This window comes from Ramlibacter sp. (assembly GCF_013697775.1).
Classification (GTDB): domain Bacteria; phylum Pseudomonadota; class Gammaproteobacteria; order Burkholderiales; family Burkholderiaceae_C; genus Ramlibacter.
In genome coordinates this window covers 1-18,967 of record NZ_JACCWG010000039.1, presented here as the reverse complement: position 1 = coordinate 18,967, position 18,967 = coordinate 1, and the positions used below count along the sequence as shown (strand labels likewise).

Below are 18,967 nucleotides of genomic sequence, written 5' to 3'. Positions count from 1 at the left end.
CAGCTGCGCACCGTGGTCGATCCGCGGGTCAGCGAAGTGGAGGGCGGACAGCGCGCCGGCGCATTCGCGCGCTGGTACGCGCAGGCCGGTGCCGAGGAGCGCCGCGACTGCTGGCTGCTGATGAGCGAAGCGTTCCGCCCCGACCCGCTGGAGCTGCGCACGGCGCGCCAGCAGCACGAGGCCGCGCACGGCACGCCCGACGAGGGCACCGCCGAGATCCGGCTGCGCAAGGCCTTCGTGTCGCCGCGCACGCGCCTGCTGCAGCGCTTCACCGGCTCGCCCGAGGGCATGCGCTTCCTGGTCGACCTGCGCACCGAGCTGCTGCCGCAACTGAAGCACGACAAGCGCCTGCTGCCGCTGGACGCGGAGCTGGAAAGCCTGTTCTCCACCTGGTTCGACGTGGCTTTCCTCGAGCTGAGGCGCATCAGCTGGGATTCGCCCGCGTCGCTGGTAGAAAAGCTGATCCGCTACGAGGCGGTGCACGACATCCGCGGTTGGGGCGACGTGAAGAACCGGCTGGACAGCGATCGGCGCTGCTACGGCTTTTTCCACCCACGCCTGGAGGGCGAGCCGCTGATCTTCGTGGAGGTCGCGCTCACCGACGCAATTCCCGACAGCATCACGCCGCTGCTTGACGAGACGGCGGCCGCCGCCGACCTGGCCAAGGCCACCTGCGCGGTGTTCTATTCCATCAGCAGCACGCAGCCCGGCCTGCGCGGCGTGAGCTTCGGCGACTCGCTGATCAAGCACGTGGTGGAGACGCTGCAGGAGGAATTTCCGCGCCTGAAGACCTTTGCCACGCTGTCGCCGATTCCCGGCCTGCGCGGCTGGATGCAGAAGAACGCGCCGGCGCCGCTGCTCGCCGCGCTGGACGATCCGCTGGCGCTGCCGGCCAAGGATCCGCGCCGCGCCGAACTGCTGTCGTGGGCCGCGCGATATCTCGGCCGCGAGCTGCACGAGGGCCGCCCGCTCGACCCGGTGGCGCGCTTCCATCTGGGAAACGGCGCGCGCGTCGAACGCCTCAATTGGGCGGCCGATCCGTCGCCCAAGGGCGTGAAGCAGTCGTTCGGCCTGATGGTGAACTACGTCTACAACCTCAAGCGCCTCGACAAGCACCGCGCGGCACTGGCGCAGGGGCAAATCCCGATGGGCCGTGCCATCGAGGAGCTCTATCGTTAGCCGGCCAGCTTCCCCGTAAAAACAAGGAGACAAGAGAATGCAGGACCCCATCCAGCGCCGTGCGCTGTTGCGCGCGGCAGCTGCCGGCGTGGCCATGGCCGTGCCCTTTGCGCGTGCCCAATCGGCGTGGCCGGCGCGCCCCGTCACGATGGTCGTGCCTTTTCCCGCCGGCGGCGGCACCGATGCGTTCGCGCGTCCGCTGGCCGCGCAGTTCGCCAAGCAGACCGGCAAGCAGCTCATCATCGACAACCGCGGCGGCGCCGGCGGCACGGTGGGCGGGACCATCGCGTCCAAATTGGCACCCGACGGCTACGGGCTGTTCATGGGCGCCGTGCACCACGCCATCGCGCCGTCGATGTACCCCAAGCTCGACTACGACCTGGAGCGCGATTTTGTGCCGCTGCTGCTGGTGGCCAACGTGCCGCAGGTGGTGGTGGTGAATCCGCGCCGCATCGAAGCGACCAGCTTCAAGGCCTTCCTCGAGCTGCTGCGCCGCAGCCCGGGCAAGTACAACTACGGCTCGGCCGGCAGCGGCACATCGCACCATCTGGCGGGCGAGCTGTTCAAGCAGCAGACCAAGACCTTCATCACCCACATTCCCTACCGCGGCGCCGGCCCGGCCCTGCAGGACCTGATCGCCGGCAACGTGGACATGATGTTCGACGGCCTGGGCTCCTCGGCCACGCACGTGAAGGGCGGGCGCATCCGCGCGCTGATGGTGTCGGGTGCCAAGCGCAACCCGGCGCTGCCCGACGTGCCGAGCGCCGCCGAGGTCGGCCTGCCCGACTACACGGTGACCACCTGGTACGGCCTGTGGGCGCCCAAGGGCACGCCGGCCGACGTGCAGGGCCACATCGTCGACGAGATCCGCAAGGCCATGTCCACCGACGAGCTGCGCGCCATCTGGGCCAACAACGGCGCCGAAATCCCGAACCTCGCGCAGCAGCAGTTCGGCGGCTTCGTGCACAACGAGATCACGCGCTGGGCCGCGGTGGTCAAGGCCTCGGGCGCCAAGCTCGATTGAAGCGCGCGATGGCCGGGCAGGTGATTCTCGACAGCGCAGGCGCCATCGCCGTCGTGCTGCTGTCCCATCCGGGCAAGCTGGGCGCCATGTCGCGCGGCATGTGGCGCGAGCTGAAGGTGGTGTTCGAGCGCATCCAGCGCGAGCCGCGCTGGCGCTGCGTGCTGGTGCGCGGCGACCCGGGCGCGTTCAGCGCCGGCGGCGACATCGCCGAATACCCGGAGTTCCGCTTCGACCCCGCGCGGCTGCGCGAATTTCATGAGCACGATGTCTGGGGCGGGCTGCGCGCCATGCTCGACTGCGACGTGCCGATGGTGGCGCTGATCGAAGGCGCCTGCATGGGCGCCGGCATGGAGATCGCGAGCTGCTGCGACATCCGCGTCGCGAGCGTGAACGCGAAGTTCGGCGCGCCGATCGCGCGGCTGGGTTTTCCCATGGCGCCGCGCGAGGCACGGCTGGTGGCGTCCGCCGCCGGCATGGCCACGGCGCGCGAGATGCTGCTGGAAGCGGCGGTGCTCGATACAGCGCAGATGAAGGCGCGCGGCTTCCTGCACGAGGTGGTGGCCGAAGGCGAAGCCGCCACGCGGGTGCGCCAGCGCTGCGAGCGCATCGCCTTGCTGGCGCCGCAGGCCGCGCGCATGAACAAGCGCACGTTTCGCGCGCTCGCGGCCGGAGGCATGCCGCCCGACGCGTACGACTATGCGCCCGGTGCCGAACACCGCGAAGGCATCGCGGCTTTTCTCGAAAAACGACAACCCGTCTTCTGACACCGATGCCCAACGAGAACCTCTTCGCGGCGCTGCGCGCCGCGTTCCCGAACGACCTGGACGCCATCGCCGTGGACACGGCCGACGGCCTGGCGTATTCGTGGCGCGACTTGGAGCGCGCCACCGCCATGATCGCCAACCTGTTGGTGGCGCTGAAGCTGCCCGAAGGCGCGCGCGTCGCGGTGCAGGTGGAGAAGTCAGTCGAAGCCATGCTGCTGTACCTGGCCACGCTGCGCGCCGGCTACGTGTTCCTGCCGCTTAATACGGCCTATCAGAAGGCCGAGATCGAATACTTCATCGGCAACGCCGAACCGGCGCTGGTGGTGTGCACGCAGAAGAATTTCGGCTGGGTCAGCAAGATCGCGTTCCAGGCCGGCACGCGCCACGTGTTCACCCTGAACGAGGACCGCACCGGCTCGCTGCTGGACCGCGCGGCGCACCGCAGCGACCAGCACGTGCCCGCCGTGAAGCAGGCCGACGACCTGGCCGCCATCCTCTACACCAGCGGTACCACCGGGCGCAGCAAGGGCGCCATGCTGACGCACGGCAACCTGCTGTCGAACGCACAGGTGCTCAAGGACTGCTGGGGTTGGCAGGAAGGCGACGTGCTGCTGCACGCGCTGCCGATCTTCCATGTGCACGGCCTGTTCGTCGCCATCCACGGCGCGCTGCTCAATGGCAGCAAGATGCTGTGGCTGGACAGGTTCGATCCGAAGACTGCGATCGGCAAGCTGCCGCAGGCCACCGTCTTCATGGGCGTACCCACGCTCTACGTGCGCATGCTGGCCGAGCCCGCGCTGGACCAGGACGCGGCGCGCAACATCCGCGTCTTCATCTCCGGCTCGGCACCGCTGCTGATCGAGACCTTCAATGCCTGGAAGGAGCGCACCGGCCACACCATCCTGGAGCGCTACGGCATGAGCGAAACCATCATGCTGACCTCCAACCCCTACCGCGCCGAAGACGGCGAGCGGCGCGGCGGCACGGTGGGCTTTCCACTGCCGGGCGTGGGCCTGCGCGTGGTGGGCGACGACGGCCAGGAACTGGACGCCGGCGAGATCGGCGCCATCCAGGTGAGGGGGCCCAACGTCTTCAAGGGCTACTGGCGCATGCCGGAAAAGACGAAAGAGGAATTCACCGGGGACGGCTGGTTCAAGACCGGCGACGTCGGCAAGGTGGACGCGCGCGGCTACGCCACCATCGTGGGCCGCAGCAAGGACCTGATCATCAGCGGCGGCTACAACGTCTACCCGGCCGAGATCGAGGGCTACATCAACGAGATGCCGGGCGTGGCCGAGAGCGCCGTGGTCGGCGTGCCGCACCCGGACTTCGGCGAGGTCGGGGTGGCGGTGGTCACGGCCAAGACGGGCGAGAAGCTGGACGGCGAACGCATCGTCGCCGCGCTGAAGTCGCAGCTGGCCAACTTCAAGATTCCCAAGCGCTGCTTCGTGGTGGACGAACTGCCGCGCAACACGATGGGCAAGGTGCAGAAGAACCTGCTGCGCGACGCGCACAAGGGCCTGTTCGGTTGAACGGGCCCCCGGGATTTAGTGTACGAAGCCGCTGGAGAACGCGAAGTCCGAGCCGGTCGGCCGCCAGGGCTGGTCTTCGCCGATCTGCTGGCGGCACCCGGTGATGAGTTGCTCGAGGATGCGCTCCTGCCAGTCGCGCAGCGACAGGTAGCGCGGATCGCGGTACACCGGCGGCGGTGCGGCTCCACTCAGGCGCAGCAGCTGGCGCCGCCACAGCATCTCCATCAGCCGGCTGTGCGACAGCAGCAGCTGCACCATGGCTGGCGCGAGCTGCGGGAACGATGACTCCTTGATGGAGAGCGCCAGCCGCAAGGGCTCCGGCAGGCTCAGCTCCTCGGGCGTGCGGCCCTCCAGCGGCTCGTCGCGCTGCAGCTCCACCCAGGCCGAATAAGCCTGCAGCGCCGCGATCAACCGGTAGCCGGCGGCGCGCAGCCGCGCAGCGGCCGACGCACGCCGGGCGATCCAGCCCCACACACCCATGCTCAGGAACAAGGCGAGGACCAGGCAGAGCGGAAGCCAGGCCGGTTGCAGCAGACTGATGTCGTCCATAGCCTTGCATCCTTGAGGCGGACACCGCAGTACCGTGTAGGACAACGGCGCTTTCTGGAATGTGCTGAAATCCCAGCTGCCAGATTTGCGTTCAGCGCGAGCCGCGTCGCCGCGCCATCTCCTGTCCCATGGCGGCAATGGCGGCTTGGTCCAGCAGCGCCAGAACCTGCGGATAGGCCAGCTGTTCTTCGGCTTCGATGTGCGCGCCGTAGAGGCCGGCGAAGGCATCCAGCGTGGCGGCCTGGACGACCGTGATGGCGCCGGGCGTGCCTTGCGCCACAGCGGCCAGCACGGCGCGCGCGGGTGGCCAGCGCCCCTCCATCTGCAGGTGGTCTGCACGCAGCCGCGCAACCAGCGCCACGGTGTCCGCGCTGCCGTGCGCCGCCAGCGGCGGGAACACGTGCAGTTCCTCGTCATGGTGATGCTGCGGCGCTGCTTCGTCGAAGTAGCGCATCACATCGCGGGCGGCCTGCTGCGCCTGCTGGTCGGCGCCATGCGCGGCCAGGTGGGCCCGCAGCTTGTCCAACAGTCCCAGCGTGCGGTGCAGGCGCTGGTGGCAGGCCTCCAGCATGTCGAACGGTTGCGCGAAGGTGGGCGCCGCGGGGGCACCGGGTTGGGAAATCTGGATGGGCGTGCTCATGGGGGACCTGGCGGGCTCTTTCCTGCCTGCGATCCGTACGATGGTACGCCGCGCTGCCGTTCCGGCGCCCGGGCCTAAACTGCGCGAATGCATATCCGTCCTGCGCATCCCTCCGAGGCCGGGATCGTTGCGGGCCTTTTGTCCGGCGCCGCGGAGAAGCTGCGCCAGCAAGGCCAGCCGCTGTGGGCGGCCGAGCACGTGAGCGAGGACGCAGTCGCGCCGCAGGTGCGCCGCGGCATGTACCACCTGGCCTTCGATGGCGAGGTGCCGGTCGGCGTGTTCCGCTTCCAGCTGGAAGACCACGCGTTCTGGCCGGACATCGCCGACGGCACGTCCGCGTTCGTCCACAGCCTGGCCGTGTCGCCGCACAGGCAGGGGCAGGAGCTGGCGCAGGTGCTGCTGCGCCACGCCTGCGCGCTCGCCCGCCAGCAAGGGCGCGGCGTGCTGCGCCTGGACTGCGTCAGCGGCAGGCCCAAGCTGCGCGCCATCTACGAGCGCTTCGGCTTGCGCCTGCACAGCCAGAAGACCATGGGCAGCTGCGTATTCGACCGGTTCGCGCTGGAGCTCTGAGCCCGCTCAGACCGTGCGACCGAACCACAGCATCGACAGCGTCGCCGCCGCCAGCGCAAGCGCCGCCGACACCAGCGCCAGCAGCCCCGTGATCTCGGTCTCGCGCGTCATCACCTGCAGGCGCGAGCCCAGGGTTTCGTAGACGCTGCGCAGCTTTTCCGCGGTGCCGGCGTGGTGGTACTCGCCGCCGGTCATGCGCGCCACTTCGCGCAGCGTCGGCTCGTCCAGCTGCATGTAGATGGGCATGCCCTCGGGCGTGGGCGCCGCGCCGCCCGCCGTGCCCAGGCCCACCACGTAGATGCGCACGCCGCGGTCGGCCGCCATCTTGGCCGCCACCAGCGTGTCCACCCCGGTGGTGCGGCGGCCGTCGCTCAGCAGCACGATGGCGGCGGCGTTGTACGAGCCCGGCACCACCGGCGCGATCTGCTTCGGAGGCGCTTTTTCCTTCTCCTTTGTGTCCAGGCTGCGCGCGCGCGGCTTGCTGCCGAAGGTCATGTCGCCGACGTCGAGGCCGTGGTCCGGGAACAGCTCCGCCAGGCACTGCACGATGGCGTTGCCGACAGCGGTGCCGATCTGCATCTGGAAGGCGTCGATGGCCGTGACCAGCGCGCCGCGGTCCAGCGTCGCGCGCTGGGCGACCTGGCTGCTTCCGGCGAAGGTGACGAGCCCCACTTCGATGTCCCGCGGCAGGTCTTGCAGGAACAGCTTGGCTGCCTCCTGCGCGGCCGCGAGCCGGGTCGGCTTGACGTCGCTCACGCGCATGCTGAGCGACACGTCCATGGCCAGCATGATGGTGGTGCGCGCCCATGGCAGCGGAATGCGCGCCACCGGGCGCGCCGTCGCGAACAGCAGCCCGGCGCAGGCCAGCAGCAGCAGTGCTGGCGGCACATGCCGCCGCCACTGGCGCCTGGCCGCCGCCGCGCGCACGGTGCCCAGGCTGCTGTAGCGCACCGCGGCCTTGCCGCGCCGGCGCAGCAGCCACAGGTACGCCGCCGGCAGCAACGCAAGTGCCGGCATCAGCCAGAGGAAGTCGGGCCAAAGGAAGAACATCGTGGGGGAAGGGTGCAGCAGCATCGTGCCCGGGAAGGAGGCGCTGCGCAACAGCGTCGCGCCGCGCTGTCACAAAGCAGCTGACGGGACGGTGAGGGCATCGCGCGGCTGCGCCTGCGACACGCCGGCGCGCCAGGCTGCCGGCGGCATGCCGAACTCGCGGCGGAAAGCCCGCGTGAACGCGGGGTCGGTTTCGTAGCCGACGTCCTTGGCCACGCGGGTGATGCTCAAGGAACTGCTGCGCAGCATGCCGGCGGCCAGCGCCATCCGCCAACGCCCGAGGTAGTGCATCGGCGACTGCCCCACGTAATGGGTGAAACGCTCGGCCAGCACCGAGCGCGAGATGCCGCATTCGCGCGCCAGCGACTCTACCGTCCACGGATGCGCGGGTTGCCCGTGCATCAGCGACAGCGCCTTGCCGATCACGCGGTCGCGCACGCCGGCCAGCCAGCCCGTCTGGCCGGGCGGCAGTTGCGCCATGTAGCGGCGCAGCGTTTCGACGAACAGCACTTCCGACAGCTTGGCCAGCACGCCCGCGCCGCCGGGCCGCGCCGCGGCTGCTTCCGCCATCGCGTAGCGGATCGACAGCTCGATCCACGCGGGGCCCTTGTCCGGGCCACGCAGGCCCACCGTCAGCACGCGCGGCAGGGCTGTGAGGATGGGGCGGCACAGGCGCGGGTCGCACGAGAGAAAGCCGCAGATGAAGCGTGTCGTTTCTCCGCCGCCGCCGAAGCGTACTTCGCGCGGGCCGCAGCGCAGCAGCGCCACCAGGTCGGCGGCCGGTGCGGGAGCGACGCCCGGCGCCGACGCCATGAGGTGGGCGTCGCCGTGCGGAAACACGATCACGTCGCCGGCGTCGAGCGTCATGGGCGGTTCGCCCTCCACCTCCATCCTGCAATGTCCTTCGATCAGCAGGTGAAAAATCATCAGGCGCTCGGCACCGGGCTGCAGGGTGTGCATCACCGTCGCGGCATCGGGTGCGGAGAAGCACCACGGGGCGCTGAACCGCCCGTTGTAGAAGACGGCGCTGTTCAGGCGCACCACGCGCAGCACTTCGGACAGCGCGTCCATCAGGCGCCGGGCACGGCCCGCAGCTGGAGGTCGATCTCCACCGCGACCGGTCGCCGCACGGCCTCGACCATGGGCGAATGCGCGTCGGCGGCGGCAACCAGCGCGCGCAAGGCCGCTTCGGACGCATGCGGGGATTCCACCGAAACCTTCAGCCAGAAGCGCAGCGGTGCCGAGGGGACATCGGCGCTGCCGAGCATGCCGCGGGCGTCGGATTCGCTGTGCGCCTCCACTTCCAGCCGCGTGAGTTCGATGCCGTGGAGTGCCGCTTCCAGGGCGATGCTGGTGGCCATGCAGGAAGCCATGCCGGCGCGGAAGTACCAGCCCGGTGACGGGGCGCTTGCGCCGCCGCCGAGCGCGCCCGGCATGTCCGTGCGCGGGCGCGGCGCGCCAGGCTGGCGCAGGTGCGTGGCCAGGCCGCCCTCCCAGATGGCCATGGCCGCGGAGTCTTCACCCAGGGCGGCCGCGGGCCTGGCCGAAAAGGTTTCCCGTGCGCGCGTGAGGCATTGGCGGATGTGCGATGGCGTGCCCATATCGGCCTCCCGTTGCGGGTGTGCTGTTGCAGTGCAGGCATTGTCGGCATTTGGCCGCGCCGCGTCGAGAAATGCCGCAGCCCCGGGCGGGAAGAAAGCCGGCCTGCAGAGCTGCCCGACCGTGGCACGGCGAGCTTCGGGCAAGAAAGCCGGTGCTTCGGAGAAGGCGCGGCGCGCGGGTGTACCGGATACTGCCTACCTCGGCGGGCTGCGCCGCCGCGAGTCCACGCCACACCTAGGAGCATTGCCATGACAGACCCGACCCCCGCAGTCAATCCGAACAAGGCGCTTTGGGAAAAAGGCGATTTCACCCGCATCGCCGCGACCATGCGGGACAGCGGCGAGGCCCTCGTCAAGGCGATCGGCATCGCACCGGGCCAGCGGGTGCTGGACCTCGGCTGCGGCGACGGAACCACGGCGATTCCCGCCGCGCGCACCGGCGCCGACGTGCTGGGTGTCGACATCTCGCGCAACCTGGTGGCGGCCGCCACGGCGCGCGCCGCCGAGGAACGGCTGGCCAACTGCCGGTTCCAGGAAGGCGATGCCTGCAATTTGGCCGGCCTGGAAGACAAAAGCTTCGACCGCGTCGTCAGCATCTTCGGCGCGATGTTCGCGCCGAAGCCGTTCGACGTCGCCCGCGAGATGGTGCGGGTGACCAGGCCGGGCGGGCGCATCGCGATGGGCAATTGGATCCCCAACGATCCCACGCTGGTCGCCCAGATCCTGAAGATCAGCTCCGCGTACTCGCCTCCGCCGCCGGAAGGCTTCGTGAGCCCGATGACCTGGGGCGTCGAGAGCAATGTGATCGAACGGTTCGGGGCCGCCGGCATTCCCTCCGAACGCATCACCTGCGCCAGGGAAACATACACCTTCGATTTCGGCGGGCCGCCGGCCGGCTTTGTCGATGCATTCCGGCGGTACTACGGCCCGACCATGAACGCCTTCGAGGCGGCCGAAAAGAATGGACGCGGCGACGCGCTGCGCCAGGGACTGGAGGAACTGTTCGCAAGCCAGAACCGCAGCGGGCGCGCGGACGCCACGAGCATTCCCGCCACTTTTCTGCTGGTCACGGTGGACGTGGGCTGAAGCGCAGGCGAACCCGCGGGGCCGCGGGCGCTGGCAGAATGCCGCGTGCCCACGACCTCCACGCCCACCGACGCCATGGTTCTCTCCTGGCAGGAAGACGGCCAGCCGCGCCAGGCCCGCTGGCGTTCGGAGGCCGGCTGGCCGGTGCCGGCGCGCGTGCAGCTGGCCGACGACCGGATGCCGGCCGACGCGGCCTACCGCCTGGCCTGCGAGGGAACGGCGCTGCTGTGGCGCGGCGACTTCCAGAACGCGCGGCAACTGCTGCAGGCCCTGGGCCGCAGGTTGGACCGCGCACCGCGCAAGGGGACGGTCGTACCTGCGGCGTCCACCACCGAAGCGTTCCACCGGCACCGGCAGGCACAGGGACGCCGTGCGCGCATTCTCGGCATGGTGCTCATCGAAATCGACGCCGATGACGGCATCGGCCTGCGCAGGGCCCCCGACCTGCGCGCGGCGATCGGCGAGGCCTGGGGGCCGCCGGACGGCCAGCGCTGCGTGGTGGCGCTGCGTGAAGCGCTGGGGCTGGTGGGCGCGCACGAATGGCGCAAGAAGGGCGTGGAGATTCCCGCGCTGGGGCCGCCGCCGCGCAACCGCATCCACCCGCACTACGGCGTGTTCTCGCCGGTGCGCGGCGAATACCTGGACCTGGTGGCCAAGGCGCCGTTGCCCGCCGGCGCTGCGCTGGCCTGGGACATCGGCACGGGCACCGGCGTGATCGCCGCGGTACTGGCGCGCCGGGGCGTGGCGCGAATTGTGGCCACCGACCTCGGCCCCCATGCGCTGGCCTGCGCGCGCGACAACATCGAGCGCCTGCAGCTGCAGGCGCAGGTCGAATTGCTGGAAGCCGACCTGTTTCCGCCCGGCACGGCGGCGCTGATCGTGTGCAACCCGCCGTGGCTTCCCGCCAAGCCCACGTCGGCGCTGGAGCACGCCGTCTACGACCCCGACAGCCGCATGCTGCGTGGCTTCCTCGGCGGCCTGAGCGAGCGGCTTGCGCCGGGGGGCGAGGGCTGGCTGGTGCTGTCCAACCTGGCGGAGCACCTGGGCCTGCGTTCGCGCGACGAATTGCAGGCGTTGTTCGCGGCCGGCGGACTCGTCGTCCGCGATCGCCTGGACATCCGGCCGCGCCACGGCAAGGCCAGCGATGCGAACGATCCGCTGGCGGCAGCCCGCGGGCGTGAAGTCACGTCGCTGTGGCGGCTTGGCGCATCCCCGACAACCGGAACCTTCCAATGACACCGACCATCACCGCCTTCGAGCAATCGCCGGACCGAGGCAGGGGATTGGCGCGCGACATGCGCGTGCGCTGGGCGCTGGAAGAAGTAGGCCAGCCGTACGATGTTCGGCTGGTGTCGTTCAAGGAGATGAAGGAACCCGCGCACCGTGCGCTTCATCCTTTCGGGCAGATTCCCACCTACGAAGAAGGCGACCTCGCGCTGTTCGAATCGGGAGCGATCGTGTTCCATCTCGCCGAGCGCCACGCGGGCCTGCTGCCGGAGGATGCGAATGCGCGGGCGCGCGCGATCACCTGGATGTTTGCGGCGCTCAACACGGTGGAGCCACCGATCCTCGAGCGCGAAAGCGCCATCCTGGTGGAGCGCAACAAGCCCTGGCATGCGGAGCGCCTGCCGATGCTCGAGGACCGCGTCCGCGCGCGGCTGGGAGCGCTCTCCAGCCGGCTTGGCGATGCCGATTGGCTCGACGGTGCGTTCAGCGCCGGTGACCTGATGATGGTCATGGTGCTGCGCCGACTGGACGGAGCGGCTGTGCTGAACGAATACCCGAACCTCTGCGCCTATGTGGCCCGCGGCGAAGCGCGGCCGGCGTACCAGCGCGCGTTCGCGGCCCAATTGGCAGTGTTCAGCAGCAGGGTTCCGGCCGCACGCTGAGCGGGCTGCTACGACACCAGTGCGTTGTGTGCCGCCACGGCACGCCGCCCGAGCGGGCCGAACCTTGCTTTTCCCAGCAACGCAGCCACGCAGCGGCACAGGCACTGGTGCGCCGGCTCGGCGTCCAGGCGGGGATGCCAGGCCTGCACCACCTGCTCGGCGGGGATCGCCACGGGCAGCTTGAAAACTTCCAGCCCCAGTCCACCGGCCACCGTGCGTGCCAGCGGCTCGGGCACGCAGGCGATCAAGGATGAGCGTGCGGCGGCCATGAGCGCCCCATAGGCACTGGGCACGGTCAGCACGATGCGCCGGGCACACCCGATCTCGGCGAGCAAGGTATCCACCACTTCCTTGTTCCGCCCGCGCTGGGCGATGCTCACATGCTGCTCGCCGGAAAACCGCTTGGGGGTGACACGGGCCGCCAGCAAGCCGTGGCCGGACTTTGCCACCCCGACAACGCGTTGCTCATAGAGCGGCATCGTCTTCACCTCGGGCCCGGCATCGCGCACCAGGCCGACGTCGAGATCGATGCGGCCTTCGCGCAAGGCCGCCGCGTCGCCGTCGCTTTCCGGGATGAAGCGCAAGGTGGCGAGCGGAATCTCCTGCTGGATTTCCGCAAGCAATGCCGGCCCGTAGACGATGCCCATGCCTTCCGGCGCACGGATGGTGAATTCACGCTGCAACTGCGCCAGATCCAGCTTTCCACCCGGCTGCATCAGCGCGACCGCCTCGCCGATCAGCCGCCGCACCGGCGCGCGCAGTTCCTCCGCGCGCGGCGTCGGCACCAGCTTCTGGCCGGCGCGCACGAGGATCGGATCGCCCAGCGCATCGCGGATCCTGGCCAGCGTGTGGCTCATTGCCGGAGCGCTCAGGTGCATGCGCTGCGCCGCCGCCGCGACGCTGCCGGTCGCCAGCAGGGCATCCAGCGCGGCGAGGAGGTTGAGATCCAGGGATTTCATTGCGTGCATGTATTCGTTGATGACAATGCACTGTACAGAACAATGCCAGCATCGGACACTGCGCAGCTCCTGACTTCGGAGACAGCATTGAACCCACTCGACGCCAGCCGCACGGCGCTCGCCACCTCGCTGATGCGCGCACTGCATTCGCGCCATGATCCCGCCCCTCTTCTGGACGACGATTGGGGCGATCGGCTGGTTCCGGAAACCTTTCGTGCGGCGGTGCTCGCACAGGCCTTGCGTGCGAATGCCGCGTACGCCGATGTGATCATCCGCACCCGCTACGCGGAGGACGCGCTGCAAGCCGCTGTCGCACGCGGGGCCGTGCAGTACGTGGTCGTCGGCGCCGGCTTCGACAGCTTCGCGTACCGGAGACCCGCCTGGGCCGCGGATCTGGCCATCTACGAGATCGACCATCCCGCCACGCAAGCAATGAAGCGGCAGCGCCTGGCGGCGTGCGGCGCCGACGTGTCGGCGTCCGTTGAATTCATCGCCGCCGACCTTTCCGCGGAAACCTTGGGCTCGGCCCTGGCGCGTTCTTCATTCCAACCCGGCCGATTGACGTTCTTCTCGTGGCTTGGCGTGAGCATGTACCTTGCGCGGGAGGCGAATCTCTCCGCCCTGGAAGCCATGGCCTCCTGCGCGCCGGCGGGAAGCGAACTGGTCTTCAACTACGTCGACCAGGCGGCCCTTGCCCCAGGGGCACAGGTGGGCGAAGCGTTCAGCAAATTGAAGACCGCGGTGTCTTCCGCAGGGGAGGCATTCTTGTCCGGCTTCGACCCCGCAATGGTCGGGGAACAATTGGAGGCGGCGGGCTTGGAGTTGCTTGAAGATTTGGACGGCGAGCAGGCCGTCGCGCGCTACGACCCGTCCGGTGCGAACGGCCTGCGGTCGGCTGCCGCCGCGCACATCGTGCATGCCCGCGTTGCGTCCCTCACTGCGCCGCGTATGCCGTATTGACCCCTCAGCCGCAACTCCCCACGAACCCGCATTGCGTGCAGAAGTCGCAGCCGTCCTTGCGAATCATCGCGTGCGCGCCGCATTCGGCGCACTTCGCGCCGGCCATCAGCGTTGGCGCGGCCGACGGGCTGGCCACCGGCGTGGTCAGCGCCGCGACCGGCTCGCCCTTGCGCCGCGCGATGATGTTCTGGATGGCGTAGCCGATTGCGGCCACTTCGGAGTCGTGCCACAGCGGCACGGCGCCGCCGTCGGCCTTGGCATAGGTGCCCAGCCGCACCGGGCCGCGGTCCCAGGCCACCTTGCGCATGTCGGCCAGCGCGCGTTCCAGGAAGCCGCCGCGCGCGGCCAATGACAGCAACCGCATGCTGGAGGTGATCCACTGCTGCGACTCGCCGCTCTGGCCCACCGGCATGAAGAACTCGATGGCGCGCTCACGCCCGTCTTCCAGCGGCAGGAAGGACACCACCAGGTACAGCGCCTGGCGGCCCTGCTGCGTCCAGTATTCGATTTTTTCCACCACCGCCGGCAAGTTGCCGTGGGGACGGCTTTCGATCATCGCGCGCATCGGGTCGCGCGCGCCGCGCACCGGTTGCGCGGGCGCATCAGCCGTCGCGGGCGTGGCCTCCAGCACGGCGCCGAGGATCGTGTTCGGTCGGTAAGTCGCCAGCCCCTTCAGGCCGGCGCGCCAGGCCTCCAGGTACAGGCCCTTGAAGTCGGCATACGCGTAGTCTGCCGGCACGTTCACCGTCTTCGAAATCGCGGTGTCGATGAAAGGCTGCACCCCTTCCATCATCGCCAAGTGGTCGGCCGCCGGCATCTCCAGCGCCGAGATGAAGGCCGGTGGCAGCTGCGACGTGTCGCCGCCCAGCGCGCGGTACATGCGCCAGGCGTGGTCTTCCACGTCGTACTCGGTGCGGCTGCCGTCGCCCTCGCGCTTCTTGCGCCGGTACGTCCAGGAGAACGGCGGCTCGATGCCGTTGGACGCGTTGTCGGCGAAGGCCAGGCTCACCGTGCCTGTGGGCGCGATGGATAGCAAATGGCTGTTGCGGATGCCGTGCACGCGAATGCGCTGCTTCAGCGGCTCGTCCAGCCGGCTGGCGAAGGTGCCGGGTTCCAGGTAGCCGTTGGCGTCGAACAGGGGGAAGGCGCCTTTCTCCTCGGCCAGGTCCACGGATGCGGCATAGGCGGCGTCGCGCAGGCAGCGTGCGATGCGCGCCGCCAACTCGCGCCCTTCGGCCGCGTCGTAGCGCAGGCCCAGCATGGTGAGCGCATTGCCCAGCCCGGTGAAGCCGATGCCGATGCGCCGTTTGGCCATCGCCTCGGTGCGCTGCTGCGGCAGCGGCCAGTGCGTGAGCTCCAGCACGTTGTCCAGCGCGCGCACCTGCACGCCGACGGCTTGCGCGAAGCGCTCGAAGTCGAACTGCGGTGCACCGCCGAAGCCGAAGGGATGGCGCACGAAGCGCGGCAGGATGACGGGGCCGAGGTTGCAGCAGCCGTAGGGGGGCAGGGGCTGTTCGCTACAGGGGTTCGTGGCTGCGATCTTCTCGCAGTACCGCAGGTTGTTGTCCCTGTTCATGGTGTCCATGAACACCACGCCCGGCTCCGCGAAGTCGTAAGCCGACTGCATCACCGTGTCCCACAGTTCCTGCGCGGGCAGCGTGCGGTACACCCACAGGCCGTCGGCGCGCAGGTGGGCGCCTTGCGCAATGAGCGCCGCGCCGGGTTTGGCGCGGTGCACCAGGGACCAGTCGCCGCCGGCCTGCAGGGTGCGGATGAATTCGTCGCTCACCGCCACCGACACGTTGAAGTTGTTCCAGCGGCCCGGCCTGCGCTTGGCGGTGATGAACTCCAGCACGTCGGGGTGGTCGATGCGCAGCACGCCCATCTGCGCGCCGCGGCGCGCGCCCGCGCTCTCCACGGTGGAGCACGAATGGTCGAACACGTCCATGTAGCTGCACGGGCCCGAGGCCAGCGAGGCGGTGGCGCGCACCTCGGCGCCGCGCGGGCATGCAGTCGCCCACCGGCTGCACGAAGCAGTTGATGAGCGTGGCCTCCAGTTGCGTGCCGGCCGCGCTCATGATGCGCCCCGCGCCGATGGCGCCGGCGTGCAGGTTGTCGGCGAAGCGCTGCTCCCACTGCGCGCGCAGCGCGGGCGCTTCCACGCTGGCCATGGCGCGCGCCACGCGGGCGTAGACGTCCTGCTCGGTGCTCTCGCCGGGCTTGAGGTATTTCTCGCGCAGCACGTCCACGCAAATGGCCTGCGGCGGCAGTTCGGGCAGGGCGCCCGGATCGGGGTCGCGTTTCATTGGCAGGCTCTCCTTGGGCCGGCAGGTGGTTGCCCGGCTCCCCGGAAGAATAGACCTTTGGCGGTAGGGCATGATCATTCGATGGCATTTGAAAACCGAAGAAGCGGGGCAGCACCCAGCTCGAAAGGGAGTGACGTGACACTCCATCGAGACGGCTATGCGTTGCTGCGTCGGGCGATCCCGCAACAGTGGCTGGATGCTCTTCGCTCTGCTTTCGATGCGGGCGCAAAGCCCCCGGACCAGTGGCCGATTCCGCGGGGTGCTGGCTGGCGACACTCCTTGCTGGACCTCGATGCAAGGGTGCAGGCTGTGTGCCGCTTGCCGCAGCTGCTGGCCGCGGTCGGCGAGCTGATCGGCGAACAGTTCTTCCTGGCGCAAGTGGAAGGCCGCGAGCCGCTGGCGGGCGGCGGCCACCAGCAGCTGCACCGCGACCTGTCGGCCCAGCGGCCCGGCGATACGGTGAATGCCATGGCCTATTTCGACGACTATGGTCCCGGCAACGGCGCGACCCGCCTCGTCCCCGGCAGCCACCGCCCCGCGCAGGGGGGGCCGCTGTTCGACTTCGCCGACGAGTCCCGGTCGGTGCAGCTCTGCGGCTGCGCCGGCGACATCCTGGTGTTCGATGCCGACCTGGTGCATGCGGCCAGCCTGAATCCCACCGGCGCGCGCCGCCGCTCCATCCTGATCGCCTATTTCGCCGAGTCGCTGTACGCCACCCACCTTGCGACGGCAAACCTCCGTGGCATCCGGATGCAGACGACCGAACGGTTCAGCCCAGCGGGAGCAGATCTTTGTTTGCTTGACGCACATTCACCACGGCCGAGCTGACGGCCGCCGAAGTCCCACGCCGCCCGTTATCATCGGATGTGCGTTCAGCTTAGGGAACATCAAACAAATGGATTCTTTTCCGACCGAGCCCGACATGCCGGGCGAGAACGGTGCTTCCGAGCCGCAGATGGGTCGTGAAGGCACCAGCGGCACCGGCGGCAGCGGAGAGGGCGCCCAGTCCGCCCTGCAGCGCTTGAAGGAGCTCGAGCGCAGCCACCCGGGCGGCCTTCCCCCTCCCGACGAGCCGCTCAGTTAGGCACGACCTGGCCGGCAGGTGGTAGCGGAAGCTTCCTACAACTCGGCCGTGTCCGCGGCCCAAAGCTGAAGGCAACCAAAAGGATTGCCTTCATGTCCAACGATCAGCAGAAGGACCGCCAAGACGAGCGGTCCTCCCTGGAGCAGCCGGCCGACGACACGCGGGCCGAGCATCTCCAGCAGCATTCCGGCGAAGGCTCCAATTCCGCTCTGGCAAAGATGAAGCTGTGGGAACGTGCCCGCGCCCGCTTGAGCCACGATGACCGGGAAGACCGCAAGCCGCAGGCCGACTGAGGCCATCTTCGATAACGCAGCAATTTGCCCTTCTTCACCGCAGCACCAGCACGGGTACCGTGCTGGGCGTCAGCACGTGCTGCGTCTCGCTGCCCAGCAGCAGGCGCTTGATGCCTTTGCGGCCGTGTGATGCCATCACCACCAGGTCGCACTTGTGCTTGCGCACCGCGGCGATCACCGATTCGGCCATCAGGTCGGAGCGGGCGACGGCGGTGCGCGCCTTCACGCCCGCGGCTTCTGCGGACTTCTTCACGGCGTCGACCAGTGCCTGGCCCTTCTCGGTCCACTGCGCCTCGATGCGCTTGACGTCGGCGGCGTCCAGCGAAGCGCCGCCTTCGAAATAGGACATCGGGTAGCGCGGCACCACGTGCAGTGCGACCAGTTCCGCGCCCGTGGATTGCGCCAGCCGGATGGCGCTGCCGACCGCCTTCTTCGACAACGCCGAACCGTCGGTGGTGACCAGGATGCGTTTGTACATGTGCGTGCTCCTCGTGAATGGAGCCAGCTTAGGCGCGCGCCGCGCCCACGCCTTTGATCCACCGCAAGCGCAAGGCCCTTCTGCTAGCGGCCGGCGGCGTGCCCGTCGCGCCGCCAGTCGGACGCCGCGCCCCAGCCGCCGCCGGGCAGGCGCCACACCACCTGGCCCGCGCCGAACTCCAGTGCCGGGTCGGTGACGAGCAGGAACGCGTGGCCGCGCTGGGCCAGGCCGTCGCGCCACGCCGCCGGAAACTCCGGCTCGGTGTACAGGCCATGCCCCGGCTCGATGCGCCAGCGCGGCGCGTCCAGCGCGGCCTGCGGGTTCTGGCGGTACAGCAGCATGCGCGCCAGAACCTGCACGTGCGCCTGCGGCTGGATCGGACCGCCCATCACGCCGAACGCCATCAGCGGCGCGCCGCCGCGCGTGGCGAAGCCGGGAATGATGGTGTGGAACGGCTGCTTGCGCGGGCCGACTTCGTTGGCGTGGCCCGGCTGCAGGCTGAAGCCCCTGCCGCGGTTTTGCAGCGCCACGCCGGTGCCGGGCACGACGCGATGCCGCTGCCGAAGCCTTCGTAGTTGGACTGGATCAGCGACACCATGCGGCCGTCGCGGTCGGCGGTGCACAGGTACACCGTGCCGCCGCCGCCCAGGCCCGAGGCGGGATGCCGGGCGCGCAGCGGATCGATGGACCCCGCGCGTTCGCGCAGGTAGGCGGCGTCCAGCAGCGCGGACGCTTCCACCCGCATCGCAGCCGGGTCGGCCACGTGCGGGTACAGGTCGGCCAGCGCCAGTTTCGTTGCTTCGATTTGCCAGTGCAGCGAAGCGGCGTCGTCCGGCGAAGCGGGCAGCTCGGCCAGCCGCGCCTGCAGCATGCCCAGCGCCTGCAGCGCCGCGATGCCCTGGCCATTGGGCGGCAGCTCGTGCACCTCGCAGCCGGCGAACGCCTGCGCGAGCGGCGTGCACCACGCGGCGCGGTATTCGGCGAAATCGCCGGCGGTGTGCGC

20 protein-coding genes and 2 pseudogenes are annotated in these 18,967 nt (G+C 69.5%); 12 read left to right on the top strand and 10 right to left on the bottom strand.

Going from position 1 to position 18,967, the window contains the following annotated elements:
- From H0U68_RS02430 to H0U68_RS02415, 4 genes are all read left to right on the top strand, one after another.
- Window positions 1-1,179, top strand: a 1,179-nt coding sequence (locus H0U68_RS02430; RefSeq protein ID WP_296352570.1) for a malonyl-CoA decarboxylase, incomplete at its 5' end; no start/stop codon positions are given.
- 37 nt (window positions 1,180-1,216) lie between these two features.
- Entirely contained in the window at window positions 1,217-2,203 is a 987-nt protein-coding gene (locus H0U68_RS02425) for a tripartite tricarboxylate transporter substrate-binding protein (protein ID WP_296352569.1), read from the top strand.
- A gap of 8 nt (window positions 2,204-2,211) precedes the next feature.
- Window positions 2,212-2,967, top strand: coding sequence for an enoyl-CoA hydratase/isomerase family protein (locus tag H0U68_RS02420; protein ID WP_296352568.1), 756 nt, complete (start codon window positions 2,212-2,214; stop codon window positions 2,965-2,967).
- A gap of 5 nt (window positions 2,968-2,972) precedes the next feature.
- Window positions 2,973-4,499: a malonyl-CoA synthase gene (locus H0U68_RS02415; RefSeq protein ID WP_296352567.1), complete on the top strand. Its 1,527-nt coding sequence runs from the start codon at window positions 2,973-2,975 to the stop codon at window positions 4,497-4,499.
- Window positions 4,500-4,514: 15 nt separating this feature from the next.
- Here the strand turns inward: H0U68_RS02415 and H0U68_RS02410 are convergent, their stop codons facing one another.
- A complete protein-coding gene (locus tag H0U68_RS02410; RefSeq protein ID WP_296352566.1) occupies window positions 4,515-5,048 on the bottom strand; it encodes a hypothetical protein in 534 nt (177 codons plus the stop codon).
- 91 nt (window positions 5,049-5,139) lie between these two features.
- On the bottom strand, window positions 5,140-5,688 hold the full coding sequence (locus H0U68_RS02405) for a hemerythrin domain-containing protein (protein ID WP_296352565.1): 549 nt from the start codon (window positions 5,686-5,688) through the stop codon (window positions 5,140-5,142).
- Window positions 5,689-5,775: 87 nt separating this feature from the next.
- Here H0U68_RS02405 and H0U68_RS02400 point away from each other — a divergent pair, with 87 nt between their 5' ends.
- Window positions 5,776-6,258, top strand: coding sequence for a GNAT family N-acetyltransferase (locus H0U68_RS02400; protein WP_296352564.1), 483 nt, complete (start codon window positions 5,776-5,778; stop codon window positions 6,256-6,258).
- A gap of 6 nt (window positions 6,259-6,264) precedes the next feature.
- On the opposite strand, the gene H0U68_RS02395 is transcribed toward H0U68_RS02400, so the two are convergent.
- The 3 genes from H0U68_RS02395 to H0U68_RS02385 all read right to left on the bottom strand — a co-directional run bounded on the left by H0U68_RS02395 (window position 6,265) and on the right by H0U68_RS02385 (window position 8,813).
- Entirely contained in the window at window positions 6,265-7,308 is a 1,044-nt protein-coding gene (locus H0U68_RS02395) for a VWA domain-containing protein (protein ID WP_296352573.1), read from the bottom strand.
- 69 nt (window positions 7,309-7,377) lie between these two features.
- Window positions 7,378-8,379: an AraC family transcriptional regulator gene (locus H0U68_RS02390; RefSeq protein ID WP_296352563.1), complete on the bottom strand. Its 1,002-nt coding sequence runs from the start codon at window positions 8,377-8,379 to the stop codon at window positions 7,378-7,380.
- On the bottom strand, window positions 8,379-8,813 hold the full coding sequence (locus tag H0U68_RS02385; protein WP_296352562.1) for an OsmC family protein: 435 nt from the start codon (window positions 8,811-8,813) through the stop codon (window positions 8,379-8,381). The genes H0U68_RS02390 and H0U68_RS02385 overlap by 1 nt, the downstream gene beginning before the upstream one ends.
- Before the next feature lie 345 nt (window positions 8,814-9,158).
- Between H0U68_RS02385 and H0U68_RS02380 the strand changes: the two genes are divergently transcribed.
- The 3 genes from H0U68_RS02380 to H0U68_RS02370 all read left to right on the top strand — a co-directional run bounded on the left by H0U68_RS02380 (window position 9,159) and on the right by H0U68_RS02370 (window position 11,884).
- Window positions 9,159-9,995 carry a class I SAM-dependent methyltransferase gene (locus H0U68_RS02380; protein ID WP_296352561.1) on the top strand — a complete coding sequence of 279 codons (837 nt, stop codon included), beginning with the start codon at window positions 9,159-9,161 and terminating at the stop codon, window positions 9,993-9,995.
- Window positions 9,996-10,070: 75 nt separating this feature from the next.
- On the top strand, window positions 10,071-11,231 hold the full coding sequence (locus H0U68_RS02375) for a class I SAM-dependent methyltransferase (protein WP_296352572.1): 1,161 nt from the start codon (window positions 10,071-10,073) through the stop codon (window positions 11,229-11,231).
- Window positions 11,228-11,884 carry a glutathione S-transferase family protein gene (locus H0U68_RS02370; protein WP_296352560.1) on the top strand — a complete coding sequence of 219 codons (657 nt, stop codon included), beginning with the start codon at window positions 11,228-11,230 and terminating at the stop codon, window positions 11,882-11,884. Before H0U68_RS02375 ends, H0U68_RS02370 begins: the two co-directional genes overlap by 4 nt.
- Before the next feature lie 8 nt (window positions 11,885-11,892).
- Here H0U68_RS02370 and H0U68_RS02365 read toward each other — a convergent pair whose 3' ends face one another.
- Window positions 11,893-12,843 carry a LysR family transcriptional regulator gene (locus tag H0U68_RS02365; protein ID WP_296352559.1) on the bottom strand — a complete coding sequence of 317 codons (951 nt, stop codon included), beginning with the start codon at window positions 12,841-12,843 and terminating at the stop codon, window positions 11,893-11,895.
- 87 nt (window positions 12,844-12,930) lie between these two features.
- Between H0U68_RS02365 and H0U68_RS02360 the strand changes: the two genes are divergently transcribed.
- On the top strand, window positions 12,931-13,803 hold the full coding sequence (locus tag H0U68_RS02360; RefSeq protein WP_296352558.1) for an SAM-dependent methyltransferase: 873 nt from the start codon (window positions 12,931-12,933) through the stop codon (window positions 13,801-13,803).
- A gap of 4 nt (window positions 13,804-13,807) precedes the next feature.
- Here the strand turns inward: H0U68_RS02360 and H0U68_RS02355 are convergent.
- A pseudogene (locus H0U68_RS02355) lies at window positions 13,808-16,109 on the bottom strand (adenosylcobalamin-dependent ribonucleoside-diphosphate reductase).
- Between the two features lie 81 nt (window positions 16,110-16,190).
- On the opposite strand from H0U68_RS02355, the gene H0U68_RS02350 reads away from it, so the two are divergent.
- The 3 genes from H0U68_RS02350 (at window position 16,191) to H0U68_RS02340 (ending at window position 17,486) form a co-directional block, all read left to right on the top strand.
- The gene (locus tag H0U68_RS02350; protein WP_296352557.1) at window positions 16,191-16,937 is read left to right on the top strand and encodes a phytanoyl-CoA dioxygenase family protein; all 747 of its coding nucleotides are present in this window, start codon (window positions 16,191-16,193) and stop codon (window positions 16,935-16,937) included.
- A 67-nt stretch (window positions 16,938-17,004) separates the two neighbouring features.
- Window positions 17,005-17,193: a hypothetical protein gene (locus H0U68_RS02345; protein WP_296352556.1), complete on the top strand. Its 189-nt coding sequence runs from the start codon at window positions 17,005-17,007 to the stop codon at window positions 17,191-17,193.
- Window positions 17,194-17,285: 92 nt separating this feature from the next.
- Complete coding sequence (locus H0U68_RS02340) at window positions 17,286-17,486, top strand: hypothetical protein (RefSeq protein WP_296352555.1); 201 nt, start codon at window positions 17,286-17,288, stop codon at window positions 17,484-17,486.
- 34 nt (window positions 17,487-17,520) lie between these two features.
- On the opposite strand, the gene H0U68_RS02335 is transcribed toward H0U68_RS02340, so the two are convergent.
- The 3 genes and pseudogenes from H0U68_RS02335 to H0U68_RS02325 all read right to left on the bottom strand — a co-directional run.
- Window positions 17,521-17,964, bottom strand: a complete 444-nt coding sequence (locus H0U68_RS02335) for a universal stress protein (RefSeq protein WP_296352554.1) — start codon at window positions 17,962-17,964, stop codon at window positions 17,521-17,523.
- An 83-nt stretch (window positions 17,965-18,047) separates the two neighbouring features.
- Window positions 18,048-18,452, bottom strand: a pseudogene (locus H0U68_RS02330) (gamma-glutamyltransferase); the annotation flags it as partial.
- Window positions 18,368-18,967: gamma-glutamyltransferase (locus H0U68_RS02325; protein WP_296352553.1), on the bottom strand; the 600-nt coding region annotated here is incomplete at its 5' end. The pseudogene H0U68_RS02330 and the gene H0U68_RS02325, both read right to left, overlap by 85 nt.